This window comes from Phocaeicola dorei, assembly GCF_013009555.1.
In the GTDB taxonomy this organism is placed as follows: domain Bacteria; phylum Bacteroidota; class Bacteroidia; order Bacteroidales; family Bacteroidaceae; genus Phocaeicola; species Phocaeicola dorei.
Genome location: NZ_CP046176.1, coordinates 677684 through 691848 on the forward strand (window position 1 = coordinate 677684; position 14165 = coordinate 691848).

Sequence of the window (14165 nt, forward strand, 5' to 3'; positions counted from 1 at the left end):
TATGAAAAACATTTTATCTATTTGCACATTTTTATTGGCCTTTGGGACGCTTCCTTTATGGGGGCAGTCCCAAGACCCTTTGAATGAGGATCAGACTACAGTACGCATTCTTGAGGGGGATAATTCAGACCCTTCTATTGTCCGTTATGGAAAATCTTATTATCTGGTTCATTCTTCCTTTGTTTATACCCCGGGACTGGTAGTTTACAAATCGGATGATTTAGTAAACTGGACTCCGTGTTCCACAGCTTTGACTACTTTTACAGGAGATATCTGGGCTCCGGATATTGTGGTTCATAACAATCGTTTTTATATCTATTTCCCGACCTTGAATGGAAAAGGGAGAAAGACCAATATGGTAACTTGGGCTGATAGTCCGGAAGGTCCGTGGAGCACTCCGATAGATTTGAAAATAGGAGGTATTGATCCGGAGCATGTGGTTAGTGAGGATGGAAAACGTTATCTGTTGCTCAGTTCCGGTGCTTTATATCCGTTGTCGGATGACGGATGCTCTATTACAGGAGAACCGGTCAGAATTTATAAGGAATGGGAAATACCGGAGGAATGGGATATAGAAGGAGTTTCCATGGAAGGTCTGAATGTGAAAAAAGTAGGAGAGTACTATTATTTATTTGCGGCCGAAGGGGGGACGGCAGGTCCTCCCACCAGTCACATGGTAGTACAGGCACGTAGTAAAAATATAATGGGCCCTTGGGAGAATGCTCCTTTCAATCCGCTTCTTCGTACGGAATCCCGTAATGAAAAATGGTGGAGTAAAGGGCATGGCTCTATTGTTGATACGGAAGATGGACGGTTATTTATGATTTTCCATGCTTATGAAAACGGATTCCAGACATTGGGGCGTCAGACCCTTTTACGTGAACTGGTCCAAAAAGAAGATGGATGGTTACATTTGAAAGAAGGAGCCATTTCTTTACCTGCACCGGAACGTTTGAAATTATCTGGTATAGAAGATTTTGTATGGCAGACGTGCCGGGAACATAACTTAAATGATCGGTTCCGGATTACTTCTGATAAAATCAGTATAGAGGCAAAGGGAAATACTCCAAAAGAAGGATCTCCCTTATTAGCACGCACCAGTGCTCATAAATATGAAGTGGAGGCTTGTTTTGAACTGAAAGGTGAAAATACATCTGCCGGATTGGTGGCTTATTATGATGAGAATTATCATTTTGGATTTGGTTTTAATCATAAGCAGATGCTTCGTTATCGGCGTGGACAAGTAAGTCGTACGGAATCAAAATTACCTCAAGCAAACCAATGTGGAAAGATGTGGTTACGTTTGCGGAATGATGCTAATGTATTGTCGGCCTGGTACAGTGCCGATGGTAAAAAATGGCATAAGTATCCATGGGGATTTGAGATATCGGGAGTACATCATAATACGGTATATGGTTTCTTGTTTGTTCGCCCAGGTATTTTTGCCGGTGGTGACGGGCAGGTGGAAGTAACAGATTTTGTTTTGAGAAATCTTGATTGATGCGTTGTTTAACTGGAATTTAATGATTGAATTGCTTATGAAATATTGCTGCTCTTTTTTATTGTTATTGCTTTTTGGGATTTCCGGTGGATTTGCCCAAGATAAGGTGGAGTGTTGGGGACGTTATGAAATCTCCCTGCCTGCCAAAGTAAAGGGGAACCCTTTTGATATTGAGCTTACGGCAACGTTTAGCGGACCGGATACTACATTGACTGTACGTGGATTCTATGACGGAAATGATACCTTCAAAATTCGTTTTATGCCTGTGAACCAGGGAGTATGGTCGTACGTGACGCAGAGTGAGATTCCGGTGCTGAATGAGGTGAAAGGGCGGATAGAATGTATTGCTCCGGGTAAAGGAAATCATGGCCCAGTTAAAGTGGATGGAACTTATAATTTTAAATATGCTGACGGAACGCGTTATTATCCAGTTGGAACTACTTCTTATGATTGGATGCATGTGGCAGGTAACCAGCCTGATCAGACAGTGAAATCATTGGAGCTATCCAAGTTCAATAAAATCAGGATGCTGTTTTTTGTGCAAAACTTTGATCCGGATTATCCTGAACCCTCCATGTTTCCTTTTGAGATAAAGAAGATAACAAAGGATGAAAAGGGAAAACCTGTGTATGAATGGGATTTCACCCGCTTCAATCCTGCTTATTTTGCTCATGTGGAAGCATGTGTGGATAAATTGGCCGGAATAGGAGTAGAGGCTGATTTGATTCTTTTCCACCCTTATGATGGTGGCCGTTGGGGATTTGACAGAATGCCTTTGGAAGCCGGTGTCCGATACTTGAAGTATCTGACAGCCCGTATGAGTTCATTTCGCAATATTTGGTGGTCATTGGCCAATGAATATGATTTTTTGAGAGAATTAAAACCGGAATATTGGGATACTTTTACACATACGGTAGTAGGGAATGATCCTTATTCCCATTTATGCTCCATTCATACTTATACAGCTAAGTATTATAAATATTGGGAACCTGAATACACTCATGCCAGTATACAGGACCAGGCACCTGTGGAGGGATTTGGAAGAGCGGCTACGGTGAAAAACATTTATAAGAAACCGATTATTTTTGATGAGGTATGTTATGAGGGTAATATGGATAACCGATGGGGAAGCTTGAGCGGTCAGGAATACCTTTATCGCTTGTGGCAAGGATTGATTGTGGGGACTTACGTGACTCATGGAGAATGTTATATGGATGATCCTAAAGATTATTCTCGTGACTTTTTGGCTGTGGGAGGAACTTTTCAAGGGGAATCCTGGAAGCGCATTGGCTTTACAAGACAGATTTTGGATGCACTCCCTAATCCTCTACATTTATGTGATAGCAGTTGGGACCCTTATACTTCGACTGCCGGAGAAAATTATTATATGATTTATCTGGGCAAGGAAATAAAACCGGAATGGGCATTTGATTTACCGGTAAAAAACGCTTTTTATCCACGTTTGAAAGAAGGAGTACGTTTTAAAGTGGAAGTCATTGATACTTGGAACATGACGATAGCCGAATGGCCTGTCGTTTTTGAAACGACTGCTCCTGTAAAGGATAGGGTGTATGATAAAAATCAAGGAAGAGTAAGACTGCCTGCAAGTCCTTATCTGCTGCTAAGGATAACTGAAGTAGAATAATTTATGAATGTGTTAGTTTGTTAATATGCTAATTGCCGTTTGGTTCCGCTATGTTTACATGTCAATTGGCCTATTAGCAAATTGGCAAATTAGCACATTATTCAAAATTTGCACATAATAGACCAATTTTTACCTTTCTGTCCTCTGTTTCTCGTTTAATTTTGTATTAGAACAAATCTTAATCTATACAAAATGAAACATTTACATTTTCTTGCTTTTGTCTTGTGCTGGCTTGTATGGGGACATCTGTTAAAAGCACAAAGTCTTGATAATTATAGTTCGTTAGATCCTTCGCAACCTATAGAATTTAAAGGGAACTGCCTTCGTTATGCAGATAAAGAAATTATTTTAGGTCCGAAAACATTTTTTGTTGATGGGCAGTTGTCCGATAGGGAAGTGGCGGGTAATCCTTATGTTTTTAATAGTTTCAATAAAGCTGCCGCTAATTTCTCAGCTGGTACGGAAGCGGAACCGATGAAAGTTTATTTGGCTCCTTATGTCTATTGGATTGATGATCCAGATGACCCTGCTATTCGTGTTGGTAAAGACGGCCGTGAACCGTTCGGCTTGGTTGTTAAATGCCCTTATCTCCATATTATCGGATTGAATACTCATCCTGAAAATACAGTCCTGGCATCCAGACGTGGACAGACACAGGGGGCTGTCGGTAATTTCACCATGTTTGATTTTTGGGGAGACGGTCTGTTAGTAAAGGACTTGACTATGGGGAATTTCTGTAATGTCGATTTGGAATACCCTCTGAAGAAGGAATTAAGCAGGAAGAAAAGAATGTCTGCCATCACTCAGGCACATGTCGCTTATTGTCATGGCGACAAGATTGTGGCGGATAATGTACATTTCATCAGCCGCTTGAACATGAATCCGTTGAATGGCGCCAAGCGGATACTTTTTAATAAATGCCACATGGAAAGTACGGATGACGCATTGACCGGAACAGGGGTTTATCTGGATTGTACACTTCATTTTTATGGTCAGAAACCTTTTTGGAGAAGTGATATGGGCGGAGCTGTATTTTTGAACTGTGACTTTTATGTATGTCATGAGGAAGATCGGCAATATTTTTGTAAGTCGGTCGGACCATTAAGTATTGTCGATTGCCGTTATCATTCGAAGAAGCCGGTTTATGCGGGCTGGACACATGATCCCACAGATTGGTTGCGTTGTTACCAATACAATGTGAAACAGAACGGGCAACCTTATGTAATTGGGGCTGACAAGCCTTATAATACGGTTTGCATGGATCAGCTGAATCAACTGAAAGCTTTCCGGCTGGAAGAGAATGAAGAGGTAGTTTATAATACTTACAATTTATTGAGAGGAGAGGATGACTGGGATCCTCTTCGGGTGAAAGACCGTGTTATTGCTATAGGTAAGCGAGATGGAAGGGATTATACTCGGATGCCCTCTTGTCTTTCTGTAGAGCCCTTAACGGCTTCCATCCAAACAGGTGGCCGGACGGTCAGATTGACTGCAACAGTAAAAAGGCATTGTAACTATGTACTGAATAATGTTCCCGTGAAGTGGAAAGTACAACAAGGTTACGAAAAGGAGGTGAAATTATCCACTTCCGAGGGTTATGAATGTGTTGTCGAGGCAACTAATGTGGAGGATGAAACAAAGCATTTCACTGTGATAGCCTATACAGAAGATGGTTTGGAATGTGCGACAGAGCTTACGGTTGCTCCCGATTATGTGCCGGCTCCTTCGTTTACGAAAACTCCAAAGATGAATATCACTAAAGGAGTAGCTACTGTCAGTTATGCTTTAGAATTGAATGGGCGTAAAGATGAATCTTTGATAACTTGGTATAGATGTACAGACAAAAATGGAGCCAATAGACTTCCGGTTTCTGTATCTCGCTTGAATGAACCGGAATACTCCTATACGTTGGTAAAAGAAGATGTCGGTTATTATCTGATGGCAGCGGTTGCTCCCAAACACTTGCGTTGTGTGCCGGGGAAAGAACAGATTGTTGTTTCCAACTCTCCGATAAAGAAAGGACAAGTGAATATTGCTCATATATTTGAAACGGATTTTCAGAACTTTCCATGTAAGAATCAACCACAACTTTTACCGGGATTTTGGACGATTGGTGGATATAAGCCTTTGGATACGGCAGCATACGATTGGCAGGTAGTTCCGGATAAGGATTATTGGATTTATGGGCCGGGAATGAATGGTTCTCACGGAACCGGTTTGTTGCAAGATCAGAAAGGAGCCCGTTTGCTGTATACTCCATTGGATGGCAGCTATGGAGATATGGCAATAACCTTGAATGTGGATGCCAGTAAAACAGCAGGACAAGGTTTTGGTAGTGCAACAGGACAGTATTTGGATTTGTATATCAAGTTTGATACCCGTACTTTAACGGGATATGCATTGCGTATCATTCGTACGACCAAGTATAGTAATGCGGTTGATTTTATTTTGATGAAATATGAGAACGGGGTGGCTGAGGCCATCAGTCAACCGGTGTCTTCTACCTGCTATCGTACAAATTGTACTCTGACATTGACTGCTAAAGGAGGAAAATTGACGGCACACGCTTCAACAACAACTCCGCTTCCGGCGCCTGTAACAGATCCGAACTTGAAACTTTCGGTAGATTTGGAGGCGGATATAGTCTCGAACACTTTTGGGGGCACCGGTATCCAGCATACGGGCAGTTGTGGTGAAAGTACAACGATGCTGCACTATATGAAGGTGGAATGGGAATAGAGTGATTAAAACTTGAATTTAATACTGATGAATCTATGGTTACATTAAAATCGTTTTTAGGTATGATTGCCGCAGTTCCTTTTATAATGGCGTGTAATCAGACAGGGCAGGTCAATGCAACACTTTTTCCTGCTTCCGGTTCGGAAAATGTCAATCCGGACACTCATTTGGTTCTTACTTTTTCCGAGACTCCTGTCCTTGGAGATTCCGGTATGATACGGGTTTATGACGCAGTTACTGACCAAGTGGTGGACAGTTTGGATTTGAGTATCCCACCTGGTCCTACGGAGAGCCGTACGTATGGTCCGGAATGTGATTATACAAAAGTGCCTTATGACTATACTCGTACCGTTATGCCTACCAATAAAGATACTCGTCCGGGTACTCCTTCGGGAACGGCGGAACCTACTCCTCCTGTGTATCAGCTTACTATTATAGGGGGATTTACGGATGCCTTTCATTTTTATCCCGTCATCGTGCGTGATTCTATAGCTACTATTTATCTACACAATAATATGCTGGAATATGGGCATACTTACTATGTGACTATAGATAATGGTGTGTTAAATTTAGCTGATGGCAGTTTTCAAGGAGTCACTAAAGAAGATGAGTGGGTTTTCACTACTAAATCTGACATGCCGGAACTTTCAGATACATTGATTGTGGATGTTGCAGGAAAAGGAGACTTTAATACAGTTCAGGGAGCCTTGGATTTTATTCCTGATTTTAATGAACAACAGACTGTGATTTTAGTTAATCCCGGTGATTATGAAGAATTGGTCTATACAAGAAATAAATGGCATGTTAAAATTAAAGGAGCAGGAATGGCCGATACTAAAGTACATTATGCAAATAATGAAGTCTTTAATCCTCATCCGCTGACTGTGAAAACCAATGAGTGGCCCGGTACATTTCCTTCCCGTCGGGCGGCTTTCATGCTTGATAATTGCAAGGATATAGTCATTGAGGATATGACCATTGCTACAGATTTAAAAGGTCAGGCAGAAGGGTTGTTGATTAATGGAGAAAGGATTGCTTTATACCGTGTACATATTATAGGTTCAGGAGATGCATTGCAGGCGAATGGAACAATCTATATGGAATCTTGTGAGTTGGATGGTGGTGGTGATACTATTTTAGGACGTGGCAGCTTGTTTGCTTATAAAAGTAATTTCCGTAATGGTGGCGGCCCTTTCTCATGGGTAAGAAATACGGCGGGCAATCATGGTAATGTGTTTGTTGAATGCACTTTTTCTACGGAGGATGGTAAACAGGCGGATTACGGACGTACTAAAAGTAACCACGGTTCGGCCTATCCTGATGCAGAGTTTGTCTTGATAGATTGTAAAGTGAAAAATATAATTCCTGAAGGGTGGAGTTCTATTGGAGCGAAGACTGCTAAAATGTACGAGTATAATACTTGTGATATGGTGACAGGAAATCCGGTTGATGTATCCAAACGTCATCCATATTCCCGCCAGCTGACAAAAGATAAAGATACAGAGCTGATTAACAATTATCGGAACCCTGCTTTTGTTTTGAAAGGCTGGGTGCCGGATAGTTGTATAAATGGGACGAAGTAATAATTAGTGGAGATAAGTTTGCGCATCGAATATTGAGGTATCTAATTAAATACCGGAAACAGATATGGATGATCTATTAAAGTTGGAAACAGAAACTTTTAATAAATTATATACTGATTACAGGTTACGGTTTATTCGTTTTGCGCAAACTTATATTCCCGATATTTCTATAGCTGAAGATATTGTGATGGACACTTTAGCTTATTATTGGGAACATCGAAGAGATATAAAGAACGATGAGAATATATTAAGTTATCTTTTAACGGCTATAAAGCATAAATGCTTGAACTATTTAAGACAGGAACGCTTTCATTATGAAAAGAATAATTCTTTGTCTGAACTTGCTTTATGGGAATTGGATTTTAAGATATCAGCATTATCGGCATGTGATCCTTGTGAATTGTATACTAATGAGGTGCAAGAGATTGTAAATCATACGCTTGAAAAATTGCCATCAAAAACTCGACAGATTTTTTTTATGAACAGATATGAAGATATATCCTACCCTGAAATAGCTAAAAAGTTATTTGTGAATCAAAAAACCGTTGAATATCATATAAGTAAGGCATTAAAAGCTCTACGTGCTGTCCTCAAAGACTATCTTTCTTTTTTGATTTATCTAATTTAGCAAATTTTTTTGTTTTTCGTTTAGGGTATTTCCATTCTCATGTGCTTATAGAGTAAATAATGGAAAGAAAATGAATTTATTATCGTTGTATCATTTTTTTGCAGGCAAAGCATCTGACAAGCAGAAAGAAGCTATTAAACGATGGGCTGAAAGTTCACCGGATAATTATGAGACATTATGTCGTGAAAAGAAAATATTTGATGCAGGTATTTTGTTGGTAGATAAAAAGGAACTGTCTCAAAAAGAAAATGCCCCGTTGTTATATAAGCTAATTAATTATACCGTAAAGATAGCTGCGGTTGTTCTTTTGGTTGTTGTGTCTGTTACTATTTATAAGTATCAGGAATTGGTGAAAAAATCAGAGGTATTACAAACCATACTTGTTCCTGCCGGTCAAAGAATAAACATAATTTTACCCGATAGTACGTTTGTGTGCCTTAATTCTAATACGAAATTTAGTTATCCTTCTGTTTTTGCAACAAATAATCGTAAAGTAAAGTTGGATGGAGAAGCTTATTTTGAAGTATCGGTCAATAAAAATAAGCCATTTTATGTACATACTTCAAAAGGAGAAATCAAAGTACTCGGTACTCATTTTAATTTGGAAGCTTATTCTAACGCTGATGTATTTAAGACTTCTTTGTTTGAAGGCAAAGTTCGTGTCAGAGTAAAAGGTAACAATATTTATTTGAAACCTGATCAAATGGTATGTTATCATAAAAATGGAAAAATTCATTTGGAAACCATCCACGATTATGACCAGTACCGATGGCGTGAGGGATTAATTTGTATAAAAAGCGCAAAATTTAAGGACATCATGAAAACTTTTACTAAATATTTTGGAGATAGCATTGTTGTTCAAAATAAAGAGGTGGAACATTATAAATATACAGGAAAATTTAGACAAAGTAGAGGGGTTATTAATGCGTTAAGGTTATTGCAGAAAGATGCTCCTTTTACTATAGAGCAGGATGAGGACAAACAAATTATTTATATCAAATAGAGGTTCAAATACATAAAACACAACTATATTTTTTTTAAAACTAAAATCTAATAACATGGAAACAACTTATTTAAACGTATGTGATAGGCCAATAAGTCGGTGGTCTATTGTGAGATTACTGAAAACAGTCTTGTTGCTATTATGTGTGTCATTTAGTTCAGTGTACGTACAAGCATCAGATCGGAGCGAAGGTATCACTATTTCATGTAAGAATGAAAGTTTGGAACAAGTGATACACTTGATTGAGAGCCAGTCATCTTATCTTTTTGTGTTAAATGATAAGGTGAATACTAAACACAAAGTAAGTATAAAGATAGAGAATGGAAATATAAATGCTATTCTGAATAAAATCTTTCAAGGTACCAATATGACGTATCAAGTTGATGGAGATCATATTTTAATTTCAACTACTCATAAAAGTATCGGTTTGGATGAAACACGACAGACTACTATGATAAAAGGAAAAATAGTAGATAATGTAGGTGAGCCTATGATTGGAGTAAATGTATTGGTAAAAGGAACGACTAATGGTGCCATTACTGATTTTGAAGGTAATTATTCTCTTGCTGATGTAAACGAGAATGATGTATTAATGGTGACCTATATTGGCTATCTTACTCAGGAGATAAAAGTCGGGAAACAGTCTGTCATAAACATTGTGATGAAAGATGATACTCAATCTTTGGATGAAGTGGTAGTGGTTGGATATGGTGTTCAAAAGAAGAGTGATTTGACTGGTTCTATATCTTCTATAAAACCAGCGGATATTACATCTACTCCTACTACCAATGCGTTGAAATCTTTGCAAGGTAAAGTAGCGGGATTGGATATAACACAATCTAGCGGGCAGCCCGGAGCCTCTATTTCATTAACCATGCGTGGTAATCGTTCTCTTAAAGCTGACAATAATCCGTTAGTATTGGTCGATGGTATAGATTACGGATCATTTGTTGATATTAATCCTACTGATATTGAGTCTATTGAAGTCTTGAAAGATATCTCATCTACAGCTATTTATGGAACGAAAGGAGCTAATGGTGTAATTATTATTACAACAAAATCCGGAGCCAAGGGACAAAAGACGAAAATCGATTTTAATGCTTATGTTTCTATTAAAAATAAGGCTAAATACCCTCGTATGATGAATGGAGAAGAATATGCTCAATTAAAGAGAGAGGCCTATAGAACTACTAATTCAGCAGCGCCGGATCAATATATGGATGATGCTTTGATTTTCAATGCAGAAGAATTGGAGTATTTGGAAAAAGGTTATTGGGTTGATTGGCAGGATTTATTGTTGGGTACCGGTATTACCCAAAATTATGAAATCAGTATGTCTGGTGGTACGGAGAAAACATCTTATTCATTATCATTTGGTTTTCAAGATGATAAAGGATTGTTGAAAAATGATGTATTGAAACGTTATAATGGTCGTATTAGTCTTGATCATAAGATAAATAAAATTTTCAATGTGGGTGTGAATGTTTCATATACTTTTAAAGATCAGGATAAGAGACAGAATCCATTGAATTTGGCTAACAAAATACCATGTATAGGCAGAGCTTATGATGATAATGGTAATTTTATATTAAACCCTGCTCCTGGAAATAGTTCTGCATTCAGTCCTTTATGTGATGAGCAGCCGGGTGCTTACGAGGATAATATTCGTACGAAACGTATGTTTGCTTCGGGGTATTTGAATGTGAATATTCTGAAAGATTTTTTCTTTAAATCCACTATTGGCATTGATGTTACAGATAGTCGGGAAGGTATTTATAAAGATAAAAATACAGTAGCTAATCTTGGTGTAAAATCTACCTCTTCTGTTCAGGCGGATAACGATTGGCGTTATACTTGGGAGAATATACTGAATTACTCCAAAACATTTGGGAAACATGGACTAACTGCAATGATTGGTAGTAGTACCACTGCTTATGGATATGAAAAGGTTTTGGCTAGTGGAGCTAACCAAGCTTCTGCTCTGACTTCATTCCACGATCTGGGAGCAAATGCTGATTCAAAAGAAAATGCCAGTCAATTGATTGAGACGCAAATGGTTTCTTTCTTTGGACGATTGAATTATAAGTTTAATGAACGTTATTTATTCCAAGCTTCTTTGCGTGCTGATGGATCTTCCGTTTTGGCGAAGGGGCACAAGTGGGGGTATTTCCCGTCAGCATCCGCTGCGTGGCGTATTTCAGAAGAAGGCTTTATGGCTGATCAAGATATTTTTAGTAATTTGAAATTACGTTTAAGTTGGGGAGTTGCTGGTAACAGTGCAATTGATGCTTATGCTACTTTAGGAGGACTTAAAAAATCAGTATATACATTTGGTAGTAGTGTTTATGGATATTATCCTAGCGAGATTGCAAATAAAGATTTGACTTGGGAAAAAACATCGACATGGAATCTTGGACTGGATTTCTCAATTTTAAGAAATCGCATATCTGGTACAATTGATACTTATATTTCACAAACCTCGGATTTGTTACTTCCAAGTTTATTGCCTAGTTCTACTGGATATGCATCTGTTATGCAGAATATAGGTAAAACAGAAAATAAAGGTATTGAAGTGACATTGAATACAATTTGGTTTCAAAATAAAAATTTTAGTTGGAATACGGATTGGACATATAGTTTGAATCGTGAAAAAATTAAAGCTTTAAATAGTGGTGTAACGCGTGATGAAGGTAATCTTTGGTTTGTTGGCTCTCCTACTCAAGTTTTTTATGATTATAAAAAGATTGGTATCTGGCAATTAGGTGAGGAAGCTCAGGCCAAGGCTTTTGGAGGATTTAAGCCAGGGGATATTAAAGTGGCAGATATGTCACCTAAAGGTTCTGAAGGTGAAGGCGTTTTCTCTACGGATGACCGGGTTATTTTTTCAAGAGTTCCTAAGTATACGTTTGGTATAACTAATAATATCACCTATAAGAATTTTGATTTAATGTTCTTTATTTATGGTCGTATCGGACAATATGTAAAAGATGCCTATACTCAGTTATACAAGCCAAGTGCGTTGGAAAATAGCGCACCTGTAAATTATTGGACACCTGAGAATCCTAGCAATGAGTATCCTCGTCCCAATAGTGGTTATTCAACGAACAGCTATTTGTTACAGTCTTCATTGGCATTCCGTAAAGCTTCTTTTGTGAAAATACGAGATATTACATTGGGATACACACTGCCTAAAGAATGGACATCCAAAATGATGGTGCAGAAGTTGCGTATTTATTGTTCTTTGAATAACTTCATTACCTTCACGGATTTCCCGAATTATGATCCGGAAAGCAATGGAAGTATGGACTTTCCATTGGCGAAGCAAGTGTTGTTTGGCATCAATCTTAGTTTGTAATCTTTAATTATGATCATTATGAAAACAAAATTTTATTATTATATAAGCATATTATTTCTTTGTTTATGTCATGTCTCTTGTGAAGACTTTCTAGAAGAAACTAATAAAAGTGGATTGACAACGGATCCATTTATGAAAACGAAAGTTGGAATAGAGAGTGCGTTGAATTCCTGTTATTCGGGTGCAAGGACATTTTATGGTCAGGAAGATGGTTTTGGTATGACAGAATCTGGTACTGATTTGTTTTTGCGTGGGGGAGATAATAAAGCAAATCAATTGGCTGATTATACTATTGACTTAAATGGCTCCCAATCAACTATCGGAAATGTCTGGAAAAATCTTTATTTGTCATTAAGTGCTTGTAATCAGACTATTTCTTTGTTGCCAAGTGAAGTATTGACCGAAGCTGAAAATAAGTCATTTGAAGGCCAGGCTAAGTTTTGGAGAGCCTTCTATTTGTGGTTGATAACAGAAACTTGGGGAGACGTGGTATTGAACACAGAACCTATAACGGGTGCTGTTACTGAAGCACACCGTTCGTCTGTAGAAGATTTTTATAAAGTTATTTTTGATGATTTAGATGTGGCTGTCAATCAACTGGCACCAGGCAAATCAACAGATGGTAGAATAACTCAGGATGTAGCTAAAGCTTTTAAAGCAAGAGCTTGTTTGACCAGAGCTTGTGCAACGGGCGAGGCTTCGCTTTATGCTGAGGCCGCTATGTTGGCAAAGGATATTATCAATAGTCAACGCTATTCTTTCTATACTGATTATAGTGATATGTGGGATATTGCCAATTGTGATGGAGGTACAAACAAAGAAGCAATTTTTTCTATAAATTACACCAACTCAGAATTAGAAAATAATGCTTTTGATGCTACTGCTACTAATTCGGGTAATAAAGGGATTGTTGATTTTGTAATGAAATATGATAAGGAAGCCGGAATGGAACGCGATGTCTTGAATGCTCGTCCTTTCCAAAGATATATGCCGTCCAGGTATTTGCTGCAATTATATAATGAGAATATAGATCAGCGTTATAAAGTGACGTTTAAAGATGCCTGGTACGCAAACAAGAATCCGTTATCTGAGAGTGATTTAAAAGTTTATCCTTTAATGGCTACAGGAGATACGGCCATATATATCATGAAAACGGCTGCTACTGATTCACAAAAAGTATGGGCGTCAAAGCGGTATCGTTTGCTGGATGTTAATGACGTGTACACTTCGGAAGGTAAAGCTATCTTAAGGTCGCAATTTGTAGAAATGCATAAGTTTGCCGATCCTACGGCGGTTTATAATCAGGATTGGTGTCAACGGGATGCATTTGTCATTCGTTTGCCGGAAATGTATTTTATTGCAGCCGAAGCGATGCTGCAAACGAATAAACAGGAAGCAGTGGATTTGATGAATGAATTTTTGATGAAACGTGCAATACCAAGTAAAGAAAATGACATGAGAATTACTGAATCGGAACTGACTATCGATTTTATTTTAGATGAGAGGGCTAGGGAATTGTGTGGAGAACAAATACGTTGGTTTGATTTAAAACGAACTAAAAAGTTAGTTGAATACGTTAAGTTGCATAATATGGATGCAAAAGATAATATTCAAGAATATCATATGCTACGTCCGATACCCCAAAATCAATTGGATGCGGTGACTAATAAAGATGAATTCACTCAAAATCCCGGATATACAAAATAAAGTA

8 protein-coding genes are annotated in these 14165 nt (G+C 38.2%); all 8 read left to right on the forward strand.

The window, feature by feature from the left end; translation table 11 throughout:
* Position 1: 1 nt before the first annotated feature.
* The 8 genes from GKD17_RS02635 (at position 2) to GKD17_RS02670 (ending at position 14161) form a co-directional block, all read left to right on the forward strand.
* Positions 2 to 1501: a family 43 glycosylhydrolase gene (locus GKD17_RS02635; RefSeq protein WP_007836477.1), complete on the forward strand. Its 1500-nt coding sequence runs from the start codon at positions 2 to 4 to the stop codon at positions 1499 to 1501.
* A 37-nt stretch (positions 1502 to 1538) separates the two neighbouring features.
* Positions 1539 to 3146, forward strand: a complete 1608-nt coding sequence (locus GKD17_RS02640; RefSeq protein ID WP_007840587.1) for a DUF5060 domain-containing protein — start codon at positions 1539 to 1541, stop codon at positions 3144 to 3146.
* 192 nt (positions 3147 to 3338) lie between these two features.
* Positions 3339 to 5885: a hypothetical protein gene (locus GKD17_RS02645; RefSeq protein WP_007836473.1), complete on the forward strand. Its 2547-nt coding sequence runs from the start codon at positions 3339 to 3341 to the stop codon at positions 5883 to 5885.
* A gap of 35 nt (positions 5886 to 5920) precedes the next feature.
* The gene (locus GKD17_RS02650) at positions 5921 to 7468 is read left to right on the forward strand and encodes a pectinesterase family protein (protein ID WP_007836471.1); all 1548 of its coding nucleotides are present in this window, start codon (positions 5921 to 5923) and stop codon (positions 7466 to 7468) included.
* Positions 7469 to 7532: 64 nt separating this feature from the next.
* The gene (locus GKD17_RS02655) at positions 7533 to 8096 is read left to right on the forward strand and encodes an RNA polymerase sigma-70 factor (protein ID WP_007836468.1); all 564 of its coding nucleotides are present in this window, start codon (positions 7533 to 7535) and stop codon (positions 8094 to 8096) included.
* A 70-nt stretch (positions 8097 to 8166) separates the two neighbouring features.
* Positions 8167 to 9099 (forward strand): FecR family protein, encoded by a 933-nt coding sequence (locus GKD17_RS02660; RefSeq protein ID WP_007836466.1) that lies wholly within the window; start codon positions 8167 to 8169, stop codon positions 9097 to 9099.
* Between the two features lie 55 nt (positions 9100 to 9154).
* A complete protein-coding gene (locus GKD17_RS02665; RefSeq protein ID WP_032936391.1) occupies positions 9155 to 12454 on the forward strand; it encodes a TonB-dependent receptor in 3300 nt (1099 codons plus the stop codon).
* 18 nt (positions 12455 to 12472) lie between these two features.
* Positions 12473 to 14161 carry a RagB/SusD family nutrient uptake outer membrane protein gene (locus GKD17_RS02670; protein WP_007840592.1) on the forward strand — a complete coding sequence of 563 codons (1689 nt, stop codon included), beginning with the start codon at positions 12473 to 12475 and terminating at the stop codon, positions 14159 to 14161.
* Positions 14162 to 14165: the final 4 nt, after the last annotated feature.

Coding starts and splice junctions, on each gene's coding strand:
- GKD17_RS02635 (WP_007836477.1), top strand. CDS start 2: ATGAAAAACATTTTATCTATTTGCACATTTTTATTGGCCTTTGGGACG.
- GKD17_RS02645 (WP_007836473.1), top strand. CDS start 3,339: ATGAAACATTTACATTTTCTTGCTTTTGTCTTGTGCTGGCTTGTATGG.
- GKD17_RS02670 (WP_007840592.1), top strand. CDS start 12,473: ATGAAAACAAAATTTTATTATTATATAAGCATATTATTTCTTTGTTTA.
- GKD17_RS02660 (WP_007836466.1), top strand. CDS start 8,167: ATGAATTTATTATCGTTGTATCATTTTTTTGCAGGCAAAGCATCTGAC.
- GKD17_RS02655 (WP_007836468.1), top strand. CDS start 7,533: ATGGATGATCTATTAAAGTTGGAAACAGAAACTTTTAATAAATTATAT.
- GKD17_RS02640 (WP_007840587.1), top strand. CDS start 1,539: ATGAAATATTGCTGCTCTTTTTTATTGTTATTGCTTTTTGGGATTTCC.
- GKD17_RS02665 (WP_032936391.1), top strand. CDS start 9,155: ATGGAAACAACTTATTTAAACGTATGTGATAGGCCAATAAGTCGGTGG.
- GKD17_RS02650 (WP_007836471.1), top strand. CDS start 5,921: ATGGTTACATTAAAATCGTTTTTAGGTATGATTGCCGCAGTTCCTTTT.